The organism is Bacillus sp. RB3 (genome assembly GCF_030164735.1).
Classification (GTDB): domain Bacteria; phylum Bacillota; class Bacilli; order Bacillales; family Bacillaceae_G; genus Bacillus_A; species Bacillus_A cereus.
Genome location: NZ_JASNGE010000003.1, coordinates 91,642 through 106,071 on the forward strand (window position 1 = coordinate 91,642; position 14,430 = coordinate 106,071).

The window sequence follows — 14,430 nt, forward strand, 5'->3', positions numbered from 1 at the left end:
GTAGCACCAGTAAACTCGGTGCTACCAGTAGGTTCGTTTTCCGGCACAACGAAAGCATTTACGTTGGTACAGGTGGTGCTTTCACATTTCTCTATTTTTCTGTGGTCGATTGTATTGTGTATATAAATTTAAAAAATGATAGCGTTAGAGCCACCATTTCTCCTGCGGAAGCAAAATAACATCCACATCAAAATTTTCTTTAAACCAATCATACATCAATGTCTCTTTCACTAAATATTCAGAGGCAGAGTGTGACACACCAATTAGAGACATATTCGTTTCTTTTACATAATCCATAATGAGCGAGTATTTATGTCGGCCGTAATCATTGTCGATATGGCAATGGATTTCTCCTGTAATATATGCTTCAGCACCTTTTTCTTCTGCTTCCTTCATTAAAGATACAACATCGCCACACCCAGCGATAATTGCGATTTTTTTAATGTAATCATGTCGTTTACCTTCGAAGTCTGTGTAAGGAATCTGGAAGAGTTGTTTTAGATGTTTTTGGAGTGCTTCTGTTGATGTTTCATCTATTTCACAAATAAGGCCAATTGGTTCTTGTTCTGGACCTCCATATGCAAAGTCGTCCACTACAGTAGCGTTTAATGCTTTTGCAATTGAAATACTCGTTCCATGCGTTTGATGAAAATCCATTGGTACATGACATGTATATATAGAAAGTTGTTTTTCTTTTATTCCTTGCAAATATTTTTCAGGAATTGGTATGAAACCGCGACCTGATCTTCCAAGCGGATCGCCACACTCCATTACAAGGGGATGGTGCATAAAGAGTAAATCACCAGGTGTGGATTGTGAAATGAATGTTTCGAGAACGTCATCTGTAGGGAATACAGCTAAAAATACTTTGTTTACATTTTCAGATCCGTGCATCATAAGGCCGTTAAATAAATCTACAAAATTTGCTTCGAAAAATTGTTGCCAAGGAAATTTGATAGGATCATATACGGCTGGGATAAATCGACTAAAGGCACTATCTTTTCCGTATTTTTCAATTTGGAATAAGTGATTGAGTGATTGCTCTATTTTTTTTAAGGCTGGCATGTTTGATAATCCTCCTTAAGATGATTCTTGCTTTATGAGTTGTTTGTATTCTTCGTAGTAAAATAAGAAGCGGATAGGTAACAAATAAAACCTAGAATCCAGCCGATAGAAGGAGGATAGGGAAGTACATGCTGTAATAGCATTCCGCTAGAAATGAAGAAACTACCCAATAGACCTAATAATATAGGATATCGTTGTAGTTTGAACACGGATAGTAAACCTCCTTTCTCCTGCATGAACTACTCATAAAAGCTCGATTGCTGAAACTTTATCACATACATTGTATATTAGTCTTAATTTTCTGTATATAACTTTTAAGAAAAATGGTGATACAATATATGAATGATAAGAGAAGAGAGGATGAAGATTAACATATGTACGTTACTGTAACAGAAGCAGCATATAAAAAGATTATAGATACGATTCCAAGTGAAGCGAAATATATAAAGTTATTTTACGATAATGAGGGTTGCGGTTGTGTCATGAGCGGAATTATCGATTTAGTAGCTGTAGCAGAGAAAGATGAGCGCGATGTGGATATTGAATCAAGCACAATGAACTTTATCGCTGATCGTACAAAGCTTGTATTTATGGACGATAAGTTAACGGTTGATTGGCATGAAGGTGGAGGAACTTTTCAGTTGAAGAGCCCAAGCCAGTTTTATAATCCAAATATGAAGTTACACGTTCGAATATAGTAAAGGAAAGGTGATTCCAAAATGTATTTTGGAATCACCTTTTTTATTTTATAAGTCGCTATTATTGTCGATTTTTGTTGATAAGTCGATATATTGAAAAAATCGCTGATATAAATGGAGTTGCGCTGATATATTTAGGAAATCGCCGATATAAATGGAGTTGCGCCGATATAATTTCATTTACCAAAACGTTTCAAAAGTAAAAAGATTTTTTCACATAATGAAATGTACATGTGATTGAATTTTCTGTATAATCTTCTTTGCGGAGGGGATACGCATGAGAAGATGGGGAATTGAGTTGTTAATTTTAAGTGTTGTTATTATTTGGGGGATTAACTATACAATTGCGAAGTATGGACTTTTAGAATTTACAGCAATTGAGTTTACTGCACTTCGCATGATGGCGGCGGCACCGCTTCTGTTACTCCTTACCTTTTTTATTGAAAAGTCGGTTTATATGGAGCGAAAGGATATACCTAGATTAATTATCGTTAGCATTGTAGGTATTGTACTGTATCAAACGTTATTTATGGAAACTGTCAAATATACATCTGCTACAAATGCCTCTTTACTCATTTCTATTTCACCTATTTTTACAACTGCATTTGCGATTTTCTTGAAACAAGAAAAGTTTTCTTCTCGAAAGTTAATCGGTTCTATGACTGCCTTTGTTGGTGCAGCATTAGTTTTAGTAGCAGGACATTCGCTTACTAGTTCTTTTTATGGCAATGGAATTGGACTTATTACATCAATATGCTGGGGGCTTTATCCTGTTTTAGCAGGACCATTAATTAAAAAATATTCAGCATTACGTGTTACAGCATGGTCTGCATTAGTGGGTGCGATTCCGCTATTATTGTTAAGTGGTCCACATGTGTTTGTCATGCCATTTCACATTACTCACGGAATGACACTATTTGCTTTACTATATTCTATTTTCTTTGTAACAGTATTTGGTCTAGTAATGTGGTATGTTGGTGTTCAAAAAATTGGGGCGTCACATACGATGGTATATATGTATATAACGCCGCTTGTAGCTGTTTTATTTGCAGCTGTCTGGGCAAATGAATATGTATCGTTTCAACAAATCATCGGTGGAATTATCATTTTTGTCGGTCTATGGTTTGTGAAATCGGAGAAAGTAAAAGTTCATTCTATTGCAGGGGAACCTATATCAAAATAGGAAAACAGATCACCTATGATCTGCTTTCCTATTTTTTTATTTTTGGTAAGAAGATGAGAAATAAGATAGCAGTAATAAGTGGAATTAAGTTTAAAAATGGAATACGGAAGAGTGTAATAAGAATAATACCTGGAAGAAGAACACCGAGGACAGCGTAAAAAATGCTATGGTTTTTCGTGTACCAATACAATGAAAGTCCAATAAGTGCAGGGATAATGAGGTGAATGAGAGCCATTAAAAAATAAATCATTAGACGCCCCCTTTATTTGTGTGCTTATTACATCATATCCGTATGTTCATAGATTGATATCATTTTTTTCATAAATGGACGAAAAAAGTTTGAAAAACCGTCACAAAATATGAGAATATGATGTTTGAAATCTTGTATAATATTATTTCCTAAAAATATTTAAACAACATAAACATACTGTTTATGTTGTTTTTAATTTGAGTGAAATGGATTTAAGGAATATGAATTTGAAAGAAATTTTTTGTTGGATAGATAAAAATTACTGAAGAGGAGAACAGCATGATTAGTATGTCATTAAGATCGTTTAAAATTCAATCGTATTATTTACTAGGTTTTCTTTTACTAGGCTGGATGTTAACGCCGTTTTCAGCTCATTTTCTAGGTGCTGGAATTGGGCTTATTGTAAGTATGTATTGCGTTTGGCTTTTAGGGAGACGAATTGAGAAGCTTGGAGATAGTATTGTAAAGAAGACGAAAGCACCGACACTCGGTATGTTTAACCGTTTTGCAGCTGCAATTTTGGGTGCTATTATTATGTACGAAATTGAGCACCACATGGTTATGTGGGCATTTGCAGTAGGGATTTTGGGTGGGTATTTCTTAATTGTTGTTAATTTAGGATACTATAGCATGAAAGATGAGAAAGAACTAACAAAGAGCTAAAAAAGGTAAAAGACTTCTTTTTAGATGGAATAGATGATCCAGCCACGGATAGAAGCGGTCAGGGCCTTTTTTAGCCCCATACGATGTGAAACCCAGTAGGGATATAATGTATATATTCGAAGCTGTAATTTTATAATCTAGGTCACAGATGAAGAGATTAGCGTTTCACTTTATATAAGATATAGAAAGAAGCTTACGTTTTCACGTAAGCTTCTTTTTTATGTAAGTGTGTATAAACCGTTAAGCCGCATTGGGTTTTGTCGGTGAGTACGCGAAACTTTACGGTTACACGACACTTATTCATATGAGTAAAGGGTTATTTCAACAGAAAGTTTTAATTTAAGCGATTGGACCGCCTAAGTTAATAATGTCTTCAGATACGCTGTCGAACTTTTTGAAGTTAGCTTTGAATTCATTTGCAAGTTCGATTGCTTTTGCTTTGTAAGCAGCTTTATCAGCCCAAGTTTGTTCAGGCATTAACACTTCGTCAGGTACACCTGGTACGTGAAGTGGAACTTCAAGACCGAAGATGTCATGTTTAGCTGTTTCAGTTTTCGCAAGTTCACCGTTTAATGCAGCTTGAATCATTGCACGAGTGTAACCTAAGTTCATACGTTTACCAACGCCGTATTCGCCACCAGTCCAGCCAGTGTTTACTAAGAATACTTTCGCATCGTGTTTCTCAATTTTTTCACCAAGCATTTCAGCATAGCGAGATGCATCAAGTGGTAAGAATGGTGAACCGAAGCAAGTTGAGAATGTTGCTTGCGGAGATGTAACACCGCGCTCTGTTCCTGCTAGTTTACTAGTGTAACCACTTAAGAAATGATACATAGCTTGTTCTTTTGATAACTTACTGATTGGAGGCAATACGCCAGATGCATCAGCAGTTAAGAAAATGATTGTATTTGGGTGTCCAGCAACACTTGGCAGTACGATATTGTCGATCGCATGCATAGGGTATGCAGCACGAGTATTTTCTGTTAAAGTAGTATCGTTATAGTCTGCGATACGCGTTTGGTCATTAATGATAACGTTTTCTAAAACAGATCCAAATGTGATTGCATCGAAAATTTGTGGTTCTTTCTCGTGAGAAAGGTTTACACATTTCGCGTAGCAACCGCCTTCAATATTGAATACACCGTTATCAGACCAACCGTGCTCATCATCACCAATTAATTTACGGTTTGGATCAGCAGATAATGTTGTTTTACCTGTTCCAGATAAACCGAAGAATAATGCTACATCGCCTTCTTCACCTACGTTTGCAGAACAGTGCATAGAAAGAATATCTTGTTCAGGTAATAAGAAGTTCATAATAGAGAAGATTGATTTTTTCATTTCTCCAGCGTATTCTGTACCACCAATTAATACGATGCGTTTTTCGAATGAAACCATAATGAATGCTTCAGAGTTTGTACCGTCAACAGCTGGATCAGCTTTGAAATTCGGTGCAGAAACAATTGTGAACTCTGATTCATGAGTCGTTAATTCTTCTTCAGTTGGACGAATGAATAATTGATGTACAAATAAATTGTGCCATGCATATTCGTTAATAACTTGAATTGGTAGGCGGTAATTGCGGTCAGCGCCTGCAAATCCTTTGAAGACGAATAACTCTTCTTTTTCTTTTAAGTATTCTAAAACTTTAGTATATAATTTATTAAAATGTTCTTCAGAAATCGGTTGGTTCACAGCTCCCCAAGCAATTTTGTCAGCAACCGATGCTTCTTTCACAATAAATTTATCTTTAGGAGAACGTCCTGTATATTTTCCTGTTGAAGCAGAAACGGCACCAGTAGAAGTTAATTTCCCTTCATTTCGCATTAATACTTTTTCCACTAATTGCGGAACACTTAGTTGAATCTGTGCATTGCTTCCGTTCAATAATTCGTGTAAACCAATTTGGACATTCACAGTACTCATATTTATATACCATCCTTTTCATTTAATGAAATATTTCTCGTAATCCCCAACAAGAGTATAACACAATTATATAAATAATGTATACTATTTATTTCTTTTTGTTTGTGTGAATGCATTATTTCCTTATTAATATTTCATTTCAGGCGTATTGAGAAAAACTTTCAGGAAAATGTGAATATTAATTGACAAATGAATATCATTTCTTTAGTATAGGTTGGGACGGATACTCTCTTATCCCGAGCTGGCGGAGGGACAGGCCCGATGAAGCCCAGCAACCTCACTTGTATTGATAAATGCAGGTGAATAGGTGCTAAAACCTGTGCGAGGCTACAGGTCTCGAACGATAAGAGCGAAGGGCAAAAAGCAGTATGCAAGTAGCAAATTAAACCTTTCCTCTATGTAAAGTAGGAAAGGTTTTTCTGTATGCTTGTGTGGGAGAATAAATGTATGTCGCAGTTTGTGGCAAATTAAGGATGAGTTCCGTACAATATATACAATTACTGTAGGGAGGTTTACCACATGACAAAAAAACGTCATCTGTTCACATCTGAGTCTGTAACTGAAGGACATCCAGATAAAATTTGTGACCAAATTTCTGATTCAATTTTAGATGCGATCTTATCAAAAGACGCAAATGCACGTGTAGCTTGTGAAACAACTGTAACAACTGGTTTAGTATTGGTAGCGGGGGAAATTACGACTTCTACTTACGTAGATATTCCGAAAATCGTTCGTGAAACAATTCAAGGCATTGGTTACACACGCGCAAAATACGGATTCGATGCAGAAACTTGTGCTGTTTTAACATCTATCGATGAGCAGTCTGCTGACATCGCTATGGGTGTTGACCAAGCGCTAGAAGCACGCGAAGGTCAAATGACTGACGCTGAGATTGAGGCAATTGGTGCAGGGGACCAAGGTTTAATGTTTGGTTTTGCATGTAATGAAACACAAGAATTAATGCCACTTCCAATCTCGCTTGCTCACAAATTAGCTCGCCGTTTAACTGAAGTACGTAAAGATGATACATTATCATACTTACGTCCAGATGGAAAAACGCAAGTTACAGTTGAGTATGATGAAAATGGTAAACCAGTACGTGTTGATACTATCGTAATTTCTACACAACATCACCCAGATGTTACATGGGAAGAAATCGATCGCGACTTAAAAGAGCACGTAATTAAAGCTGTAGTACCAGCAGAATTAATGGATGGAGAAACGAAATTCTTCATTAATCCAACTGGCCGCTTCGTAATTGGTGGACCACAAGGTGATGCTGGTTTAACAGGACGTAAAATCATCGTTGATACTTACGGTGGATACGCTCGCCACGGTGGCGGTGCATTCTCTGGTAAAGATGCAACGAAAGTTGACCGTTCTGCAGCATATGCAGCTCGTTATGTTGCGAAAAACATCGTAGCAGCTGGTCTTGCTGAAAAAGCAGAAGTACAACTTGCATACGCAATCGGTGTAGCACAACCAGTATCAATTTCAGTTGATACATTCGGCACTGGTAAAGTATCTGAAGACGTACTAGTAGAACTAGTTCGTAACAACTTCGATCTTCGCCCGGCTGGTATTATTAAAATGTTAGACTTACGTCGCCCAATTTACAAACAAACAGCAGCTTACGGCCACTTCGGACGTACTGATGTAGATCTATCATGGGAACGTACAGACAAAGCTGCAGCTTTAAAAGAGCAAGCTGGTCTATAATATATGAAAAAAAGCTTTGCGCGGTGAGCGCAAAGCTTTTTTTATTTATAATTACGTTGGAATAAAGCGAAGAGTTCAATGTCATGCCAAGTGCCGTTGCGGAATATAGCTTCTTTACAAGTTCCTTCATGTTGAAAACCAAGTGATTTATATAATTTAACTGCTCTATCGTTAAAAGAAAATACTCGTAAAGAAAGGCGATGTAAATTTAATTCTAAAAATGCATAATCCAATAATAGGGTTAAAGCTTCCTGCCCATAACCTTGCCCCCAGTAATCCTTTTTACCAATATCAATAATGCATTCAGCGTTTCGATTATACGAATCAATATGAATTAAAGAAGTAATACCAATTGGAAGATGCGTAGCTTTTTCTTCAATGATATAGCTCTTAGAGTTCGAAGAATGAATAAATTGCCGGCAAAGTTTTTCTGTGTCTTGAAAGGAATATTTATCAAGAGTGAGTGTAGTTGAGCTCATAACGTCTATATCATTATGCCATTTATAATATGTTAGAATATCATCTTCGGAAAACTTTCGTAACTGGATACGGTTGGATTCAAACAATGTAAACACCCCTTTTGTATTTACTGGTTTTTGTTCATTATCTCAACACACGAACTACAATAAATTTGTCCTTCTAATTCAATATACTTTTTCATATTTGTCATGCCATTCGCCGGAAAGGGCATATGAATCCACGCTTTTTCATACGTTTGTATTTCTGTTTTACATGATTTACAAAAGATTGATTTCTTTTTGAACATATGTAATCAACCTTTCATTTGACGTGCTTTACTTGCGCAAAAGGCACTACTTAGTAAAAATAGTGTCGCGAATATAATGCTTACTAATGTAGCGTATGGAATTGCGCCTTTTAAGGAAAAGCCGACAGTGATTGAAGCGATGAATAAGAGGATAAATGTTGTTGTTAATTTTTTATAAAGTTCCATACTATGTAGACCTCCAATTTATTTTTTAGTACAAGTTTTAAAATTGAATTCTATTATGTAGAAAATATAAAGAGTAGCCAAAGATGTGTAGTCTAGGAGTATAAGAAAGTACACTTTCCTTTTTGTGGGTTAGTATACTTATATTGTATCATGGCGCATGATTGGCTTCATACATAATTGTGTAAAGGTATGTATGATAAAATGAAGAAAAGTCTTTAAGAAAGGAAAGATAAAAAATGAGTGTAACTGAACATAAAAAACAAGCTCCAAAAGAAGTGCGTTGCAAGATTGTTACGATTTCCGATACACGTACGGAAGAAACAGATAAGAGCGGACAACTATTACATGAATTGTTAAAAGAAGCGGGACATAAAGTAACTTCTTATGAAATTGTAAAAGATGATAAAGAAAGTATTCAGCAAGCGGTGTTAGCTGGTTATCATAAGGAAGATGTAGATGTTGTATTAACAAACGGCGGTACTGGTATTACGAAACGCGATGTCACAATTGAAGCAGTATCAGCGTTATTAGATAAAGAAATTGTTGGATTTGGTGAGCTGTTCCGTATGATTAGTTATTTAGAAGATATCGGAAGCAGCGCAATGTTAAGTAGAGCGATTGGTGGTACAATTGGGCGCAAAGTAGTCTTCTCGATGCCAGGGTCTAGCGGAGCGGTTCGACTTGCGATGAATAAATTAATTTTACCGGAATTAGGCCATATTACATTTGAGCTGCATCGCCAATGAGTAAGTGTGCTGGAATTGTATTAGCGGGCGGTATGTCGAGTAGATTTGGTGAGCCGAAAGCGTTAGCAATTTGGAAGGGAACTACTTTTGTTGAGCATATTGTGAAAGTGATGGGAACTACTTTGCAAGACATTGTAGTAATTAGCCATACTGATATAAAAGAGCGAGTAGAGCAATTCGTACAAGTTCCTGTTATAGAAGATATCCCGCACTATAAAGGAAATGGACCGCTTGCGGGCATTGTATCAGGTATGGAATACATAGAAGCAGATTGGTACGCTATTATGCCTTGCGATGCACCAAACGTTTCGCATCAATGGTTTGCCATTTTACTAGAGCAAACGAGCAATGAATATGATGCGGTTGTACCTATTATTAATGGAAGAAAACAACCGCTACTTGCGGCGTATCATAACCGCGTGAAAGAAAAGATTTATGCTTTACTTCAGGAAGAAAAAAGAAGTATGGGCCAGCTTTTATCACTATGTAATGTGAAGTATGTTTCTGGAGAAGATGTACAGGCGAATGCGGATTGGTTTATAAATGTAAATACGAAAGAAGAATATGTGCAGGCTCAAAAAGACCTTTCAAATGAATGAAAGGTTTTTTGATATACAGAATTGGGGAACAATTGCTGTATAAAGGTATGTGAGTAAGTTGATTTTAAGGGGAATTCTTAAAATCATTATACAGTTTAAAATACTGTATAACCATATATTAATTTTTATGGGTTTTTATTACAAGTCTGTTTAGTTATGTTTATTTTTGATATAATTAATATAGAAATAAAACAATGTTTAACCTTATGTATCATTTATTAAACTAAAATTTATGACCATGTAATAAACTCCCTTCGTTTTTTTGAAGGGAGTTTTTCTATTTAAGCAAGCAACTCTGATGCGTTATGCTGCAGGACTTCTTCATATTGGTTAAGCAAACCGCGAAAGATCTCATCCCAGCTCTTTGATTTCGCAAAAGATGAAGCTGCTATTCCCATCTGCTCAAGTTTTTCTTCATTTTGTAATAAAAAATAAATGGATGATAGAAATGCATCTTCATTTTTAGGAGGACAAAGAACTCCCGTTTTTCCATCTGTAATAATATTTTTAACCCCGCCACTACTTGCACCAATGACAGGTGTACCGCATGCGAGTGATTCAAGTACGACATTTCCGAATGTTTCAGTAGCTGATGGAAACACCATTATGTTAGAACAAGCATATGCTGCAGCTAAATCTGCACTTTGTAAATAGCCAGTAAAAGTGATATTTGTTTTCGGAACAGCTTCACGTAAACTTGTTGCTAGAGGACCGTCTCCTGCAATGAGCCAATGAATATCGTTTCGAGTATGTGCTGTTTTAACGATAAGGTGTTGTAGCGTATCAATATCTTTTTCAGGAGCAATTCGTCCAACATAGGAAAGGACATACTTCGCTGTAATATTATATTTTTTTCGGAATAGGTCTGTATTGTAAGCAGGATGAAAGAGTGTGCAATCTACACCACGTCCCCATATAGAGAGGGTCTGAAAGCCTTTGTTTTTTAATTGATGTAATGTTTCAAAGGAAGGTACAAAATTTTTTTGCATATGACTATGAAACCATTTTAAATAGTTCCACAGCATATTGGAGAGGAATTCGATTTTGTAATAACGTAAATAGGCATCGAAATCAGTATGATAAGAACCGACAACTGGGATGTTTAACTTTTTTGCATAATACAATCCACAAAGTCCCATGTTGAAAGGTGTGGCAATGTGAATAATGTCAGGTTTAAAGGAAAGTAGTTCTCGTTTAATGCGCGGAGTAGGAAAAGAAAAACGACATTCTGGATATAATATTGTTAACGGGATACTTCTCATCTTATTCACATTCGCTACAAAATTATCTTCAGCTGTATGCTGAGGAGCGAAAACAGAATAGGAGATCTGTTCTTTCTGAAAATATTGTGTTAATCGCTCTAACGTTTTCGCAACCCCGTTAACTTGTGGCGTAAAAGTATCGGTAAAAATGGCGACTCTCATCATATCACTCCTTTATGTGAAAAGTGGGATGAATTGATAAAAAGAGATGATGCCAGAGCAAGTGCCAAGGCACATACCGACGAATACATCTGACGGATAGTGAAGTCCTAAATAAATACGTGAAATACCGACGCATAATGCTAACGGTAATAGGAAAGCAAGTAAGCTTGGATTATAGCAAATAAATGGAATGAAGACAGAGAAAACGGCTGTTGTATGACCAGACGGGAAAGAGTGGTCTTTTAATGGATGGACTGGATATTTTGCATCCTGAATTGTTAAATAAGGACGTTTTCGCGGATACCACCTTTTTAATATTTGCACAGGAATATGGCTAATTGCTAACGAAATAGCAGTTGCAATTGCAGCTTGATGCAAAGTTCCCTTTGCGAAAATTAAAAAGAAAAGTGTGAGTGCGATGGAGAAAGTCGCGCCACCGATATGAGTAATATTGCTGAAAAAGATATTTAATGTTTTTTGATCAAAGTAGCGGTTAATTCCTCTGAAAATGTAACATTCTATTTTATATAACCCACTGACCTTCATGAAAATTCTCCTCCCTCATCTACATATATATGGAGATATTAGCTTTTATTTTAATAAGATTTTGTTGAGGGAGTAATAATGTTTTGTAAAGAAAAAGTTAGATTTTATATAAAAAAAGCTGCCAATCTTATGGCAGCGGAAATTTACTTCTGTAATGATTTATAATATTGACCTTTTTCAACGTATTGCGTGCGAATACGCTCCATATCTTTACGGTCTTCTTCTGTTAATTCACGAATGACTTTCGCGGGACGACCGAAAGCTAACGTGTTTGGTGGAATTTTCTTTCCTTGTGAAACGAGGCTTCCAGCGCCGATAAAAGCTCCTTCGCCAATTTCAGCACCATCTAATATAATAGATCCCATTCCAATTAAAGCATCTTTCTTAATATGGCAACTATGTAAAATGACTTGATGCCCAATTGTTACGTCGTTTTCTAAAATAAGAGGATACTGCGGGCTTTGGTGAAGTGTACATTGGTCTTGTACATTTACTCGGTCTCCAATGATTGTCGGTGACACATCACCACGGATGACTGTATTAAACCAAATACTTGATTCCTCGCCAACGGAAACATCGCCTGTAATCGTAACATAGTCAGCGATAAAAGCACTACTCGCAATTTTCGGTTTTTTTTCTTTGTAAGGATATATCATGTAAAGTCTTCCTTTCCTAGAGACTAGTTTTAGTGTATCAAATTATGAGAAAGAGTGAAATGGAGGAGAGCCGTATGTGGAATTATGAAGCGGAGGAAGCAAAAGCGGTCATTGTTATTGTGCACGGCGCAATGGAATATCACGGACGTTACGAAGCCGTTGCGGAAATGTGGAATCATATCGGCTACCACGTCGTGATGGGGGATCTTCCGTCACATGGAACGACTTCAAGAAATAGAGGACATATTGATTCATTTGATGAATACATAGAGGAAGTTAAATTATGGGTGAAAGAAGCAAGAAAGTATAGGTTACCTATTTTTCTATTCGGTCATAGTATGGGTGGTCTTATTATCATTCGTATGATGCAAGAAACGAAGAGAGAAGATGTAGAAGGTATTATTTTGAGTTCGCCTTGTTTAGGGGTAGTGACTGGACCCTCTGCTCCGCTTCAATTTGCTTCAAGAATATTAAATGTTGTGGCTCCAAAATTGCAATTTGCAACGAATCTTACGGTGGAAATGTCAACACGTAACCATGAAGTGAGAGATGCAATGGAGAATGATTCTTTGTTCTTGCGCAAAGTATCAGTACGTTGGTATAGTGAATTGATTAAGTCTATTGAAATTGCTCATAAAAAAATAGATGATTTTCCAGATGTTCCGCTCTTGCTAATGCAAGCTTGTGAGGATAAACTTGTAGATAAAACACGTGTCCGCACTTGGTTTGATAGTGTTAAAATAAGTGATAAGGCTTTTAAAGAATGGCCGAATTGTTATCACGAGCTATTAAATGAGTATGAGCGTGATGAAATTTTGAGTTATATTCAGTCATTTACTGAAATGCATGTCAATAATATAGTAAAAACAAACAAATAAATCATTATTTGTACATTTAATAGAGGAGATGAAGGAAGAAGTGAACGTACCGAGTAATCCCATAACGCTCATGGCGAAAGTATACCGTGATGTGTTTCCGGTTGTACACCATGAGCTAGCGATGTGGAAAGAGCGTGCCTACCATATTCCGAATGATGAGCTTCATAGTCAGGCAATCGCAAGTATTGAGCATAAAACGTTTCATTGTGAGGGCGGTGGCATTTTAGCTCTGCTAGCAAATGAACACCGAGAAGAATGTATTCGTTTTATCGTAGCGTATCAAACGATCAGCGACTATTTAGATAATTTATGTGATCGCAGTACATCACTTGATCCAAATGATTTTGCCGCACTGCATGAATCGATGTTAATGGCATTATCACCTGAAGTAGAAGGCGGCGGTAATTATTATCGTTATCGTGATGATCAAGATGATGGTGGTTATTTAGATGAACTTGTTGAAACATGCCAAGATGTTTTAAAGAAAACGAAGCACTATGATAAAATTGCTCCTGTTCTTCATGAACTTGCTTGTTATTATTGTGATTTACAAATTCATAAACATGTAAAATTAGAAGAAAGAGAACCACGATTACAAACGTGGTTTGAAGCACATAAAGAAAACTTACCTGAGATGAGTTGGTTTGAATTTTCAGCATGTGCCGGTTCTACACTTGGGATTTTCTGTCTTGTCGCATATGCATTTCATGATGAATTACATGATGAAGATATTGCGAAAATTAGACAAGGATACTTCCCTTACGTACAAGGACTTCACATTTTGCTGGATTATTTCATTGATCAAGAAGAAGACCGTATAGGCGGAGATTTGAATTTCTGTAGTTATTACGAAAACGAGCAAGCGATATTAGATCGGATGAAACACTTTGTAGAAGAAGCAGAGAAGAGCATTGGTGATTTGCCTCATGCGAAGTTTCATCGCCTTATAAGCCGAGGGTTACTTGGTATTTATTTATCAGATCAAAAAGTATCGGCACAAAAGAATATGCACAAAATGGCACGGCGCATTGTAAAGTACGGAGGCCTCACTTCACGATTCTTCTATTGGAACGGGAAGATGTACCGAAAGAAAACAGCGCAGTGATGAAGAAAACCACTCATGTA

Annotated in this window: 18 protein-coding genes and 1 riboswitch; of the genes, 8 read left to right on the top strand and 10 right to left on the bottom strand. The window is 36.6% G+C overall.

What is annotated here, in order from left to right; all coding sequences use genetic code 11:
- Window positions 1–144: 144 nt before the first annotated feature.
- On the bottom strand, window positions 145–1,065 hold the full coding sequence (locus QO049_RS05845; RefSeq protein ID WP_098283989.1) for a Nif3-like dinuclear metal center hexameric protein: 921 nt from the start codon (window positions 1,063–1,065) through the stop codon (window positions 145–147).
- A gap of 32 nt (window positions 1,066–1,097) precedes the next feature.
- On the bottom strand, window positions 1,098–1,274 hold the full coding sequence (locus QO049_RS05850) for a hypothetical protein (protein ID WP_097842346.1): 177 nt from the start codon (window positions 1,272–1,274) through the stop codon (window positions 1,098–1,100).
- A 165-nt stretch (window positions 1,275–1,439) separates the two neighbouring features.
- Here QO049_RS05850 and QO049_RS05855 point away from each other — a divergent pair, with 165 nt between their 5' ends.
- On the top strand, window positions 1,440–1,763 hold the full coding sequence (locus QO049_RS05855) for an iron-sulfur cluster biosynthesis family protein (RefSeq protein WP_084063911.1): 324 nt from the start codon (window positions 1,440–1,442) through the stop codon (window positions 1,761–1,763).
- A gap of 277 nt (window positions 1,764–2,040) precedes the next feature.
- Window positions 2,041–2,946, top strand: a complete 906-nt coding sequence (locus QO049_RS05860) for a DMT family transporter (protein WP_001255414.1) — start codon at window positions 2,041–2,043, stop codon at window positions 2,944–2,946.
- A gap of 28 nt (window positions 2,947–2,974) precedes the next feature.
- On the opposite strand, the gene QO049_RS05865 is transcribed toward QO049_RS05860, so the two are convergent.
- On the bottom strand, window positions 2,975–3,196 hold the full coding sequence (locus tag QO049_RS05865; protein WP_000639042.1) for a hypothetical protein: 222 nt from the start codon (window positions 3,194–3,196) through the stop codon (window positions 2,975–2,977).
- A gap of 279 nt (window positions 3,197–3,475) precedes the next feature.
- On the opposite strand from QO049_RS05865, the gene QO049_RS05870 reads away from it, so the two are divergent.
- A complete protein-coding gene (locus QO049_RS05870; RefSeq protein ID WP_000624933.1) occupies window positions 3,476–3,859 on the top strand; it encodes an ATP synthase subunit I in 384 nt (127 codons plus the stop codon).
- 339 nt (window positions 3,860–4,198) lie between these two features.
- Here QO049_RS05870 and pckA read toward each other — a convergent pair whose 3' ends face one another.
- The gene (gene pckA / locus QO049_RS05875) at window positions 4,199–5,785 is read right to left on the bottom strand and encodes a phosphoenolpyruvate carboxykinase (ATP) (RefSeq protein WP_000108802.1); all 1,587 of its coding nucleotides are present in this window, start codon (window positions 5,783–5,785) and stop codon (window positions 4,199–4,201) included.
- Between the two features lie 228 nt (window positions 5,786–6,013).
- Window positions 6,014–6,135, top strand: a riboswitch (SAM riboswitch).
- A gap of 169 nt (window positions 6,136–6,304) precedes the next feature.
- Here pckA and metK point away from each other — a divergent pair.
- Entirely contained in the window at window positions 6,305–7,504 is a 1,200-nt protein-coding gene (gene metK, locus QO049_RS05880; RefSeq protein ID WP_000163123.1) for a methionine adenosyltransferase, read from the top strand.
- Window positions 7,505–7,545: 41 nt separating this feature from the next.
- Here metK and QO049_RS05885 read toward each other — a convergent pair whose 3' ends face one another.
- Genes QO049_RS05885 through QO049_RS05895 form a run of 3 tightly spaced genes read right to left on the bottom strand, consistent with a single transcriptional unit; the run spans window position 7,546 to window position 8,456 of the window.
- Entirely contained in the window at window positions 7,546–8,070 is a 525-nt protein-coding gene (locus tag QO049_RS05885) for a GNAT family N-acetyltransferase (protein ID WP_000464120.1), read from the bottom strand.
- A gap of 20 nt (window positions 8,071–8,090) precedes the next feature.
- Window positions 8,091–8,270, bottom strand: a complete 180-nt coding sequence (locus QO049_RS05890; protein WP_000473617.1) for a hypothetical protein — start codon at window positions 8,268–8,270, stop codon at window positions 8,091–8,093.
- A 6-nt stretch (window positions 8,271–8,276) separates the two neighbouring features.
- On the bottom strand, window positions 8,277–8,456 hold the full coding sequence (locus QO049_RS05895) for a hypothetical protein (protein WP_000424800.1): 180 nt from the start codon (window positions 8,454–8,456) through the stop codon (window positions 8,277–8,279).
- Window positions 8,457–8,692: 236 nt separating this feature from the next.
- Here QO049_RS05895 and QO049_RS05900 point away from each other — a divergent pair, with 236 nt between their 5' ends.
- Window positions 8,693–9,202, top strand: a complete 510-nt coding sequence (locus QO049_RS05900) for a MogA/MoaB family molybdenum cofactor biosynthesis protein (RefSeq protein ID WP_000117124.1) — start codon at window positions 8,693–8,695, stop codon at window positions 9,200–9,202.
- Entirely contained in the window at window positions 9,199–9,801 is a 603-nt protein-coding gene (locus tag QO049_RS05905; protein ID WP_000030834.1) for a molybdenum cofactor guanylyltransferase, read from the top strand. Before QO049_RS05900 ends, QO049_RS05905 begins: the two co-directional genes overlap by 4 nt.
- 281 nt (window positions 9,802–10,082) lie before the next feature.
- On the opposite strand, the gene QO049_RS05910 is transcribed toward QO049_RS05905, so the two are convergent.
- The 3 genes from QO049_RS05910 to QO049_RS05920 all read right to left on the bottom strand — a co-directional run bounded on the left by QO049_RS05910 (window position 10,083) and on the right by QO049_RS05920 (window position 12,427).
- Window positions 10,083–11,225, bottom strand: a complete 1,143-nt coding sequence (locus QO049_RS05910) for a glycosyltransferase family 4 protein (RefSeq protein WP_098283988.1) — start codon at window positions 11,223–11,225, stop codon at window positions 10,083–10,085.
- Window positions 11,226–11,237: 12 nt separating this feature from the next.
- The gene (locus QO049_RS05915; RefSeq protein WP_000868592.1) at window positions 11,238–11,771 is read right to left on the bottom strand and encodes a phosphatase PAP2 family protein; all 534 of its coding nucleotides are present in this window, start codon (window positions 11,769–11,771) and stop codon (window positions 11,238–11,240) included.
- 143 nt (window positions 11,772–11,914) lie between these two features.
- Window positions 11,915–12,427 carry a gamma carbonic anhydrase gene (locus QO049_RS05920; RefSeq protein ID WP_000640186.1) on the bottom strand — a complete coding sequence of 171 codons (513 nt, stop codon included), beginning with the start codon at window positions 12,425–12,427 and terminating at the stop codon, window positions 11,915–11,917.
- A 74-nt stretch (window positions 12,428–12,501) separates the two neighbouring features.
- On the opposite strand from QO049_RS05920, the gene QO049_RS05925 reads away from it, so the two are divergent.
- Both QO049_RS05925 and QO049_RS05930 read left to right on the top strand, forming a co-directional pair.
- Window positions 12,502–13,305: an alpha/beta hydrolase gene (locus tag QO049_RS05925; RefSeq protein ID WP_284489202.1), complete on the top strand. Its 804-nt coding sequence runs from the start codon at window positions 12,502–12,504 to the stop codon at window positions 13,303–13,305.
- Between the two features lie 40 nt (window positions 13,306–13,345).
- The gene (locus QO049_RS05930) at window positions 13,346–14,410 is read left to right on the top strand and encodes a tetraprenyl-beta-curcumene synthase family protein (protein WP_070757014.1); all 1,065 of its coding nucleotides are present in this window, start codon (window positions 13,346–13,348) and stop codon (window positions 14,408–14,410) included.
- Window positions 14,411–14,430 lie beyond the last annotated feature (20 nt).

Coding starts and splice junctions, on each gene's coding strand:
- QO049_RS05845 (WP_098283989.1), bottom strand. CDS start 1,065: ATGCCAGCCTTAAAAAAAATAGAGCAATCACTCAATCACTTATTCCAA.
- QO049_RS05855 (WP_084063911.1), top strand. CDS start 1,440: ATGTACGTTACTGTAACAGAAGCAGCATATAAAAAGATTATAGATACG.
- QO049_RS05860 (WP_001255414.1), top strand. CDS start 2,041: ATGAGAAGATGGGGAATTGAGTTGTTAATTTTAAGTGTTGTTATTATT.
- QO049_RS05865 (WP_000639042.1), bottom strand. CDS start 3,196: ATGATTTATTTTTTAATGGCTCTCATTCACCTCATTATCCCTGCACTT.
- QO049_RS05870 (WP_000624933.1), top strand. CDS start 3,476: ATGATTAGTATGTCATTAAGATCGTTTAAAATTCAATCGTATTATTTA.
- pckA (WP_000108802.1), bottom strand. CDS start 5,785: ATGAGTACTGTGAATGTCCAAATTGGTTTACACGAATTATTGAACGGA.
- metK (WP_000163123.1), top strand. CDS start 6,305: ATGACAAAAAAACGTCATCTGTTCACATCTGAGTCTGTAACTGAAGGA.
- QO049_RS05890 (WP_000473617.1), bottom strand. CDS start 8,270: ATGTTCAAAAAGAAATCAATCTTTTGTAAATCATGTAAAACAGAAATA.
- QO049_RS05895 (WP_000424800.1), bottom strand. CDS start 8,456: ATGGAACTTTATAAAAAATTAACAACAACATTTATCCTCTTATTCATC.
- QO049_RS05900 (WP_000117124.1), top strand. CDS start 8,693: ATGAGTGTAACTGAACATAAAAAACAAGCTCCAAAAGAAGTGCGTTGC.
- QO049_RS05905 (WP_000030834.1), top strand. CDS start 9,199: ATGAGTAAGTGTGCTGGAATTGTATTAGCGGGCGGTATGTCGAGTAGA.
- QO049_RS05910 (WP_098283988.1), bottom strand. CDS start 11,225: ATGAGAGTCGCCATTTTTACCGATACTTTTACGCCACAAGTTAACGGG.
- QO049_RS05915 (WP_000868592.1), bottom strand. CDS start 11,771: ATGAAGGTCAGTGGGTTATATAAAATAGAATGTTACATTTTCAGAGGA.
- QO049_RS05920 (WP_000640186.1), bottom strand. CDS start 12,427: ATGATATATCCTTACAAAGAAAAAAAACCGAAAATTGCGAGTAGTGCT.
- QO049_RS05925 (WP_284489202.1), top strand. CDS start 12,502: ATGTGGAATTATGAAGCGGAGGAAGCAAAAGCGGTCATTGTTATTGTG.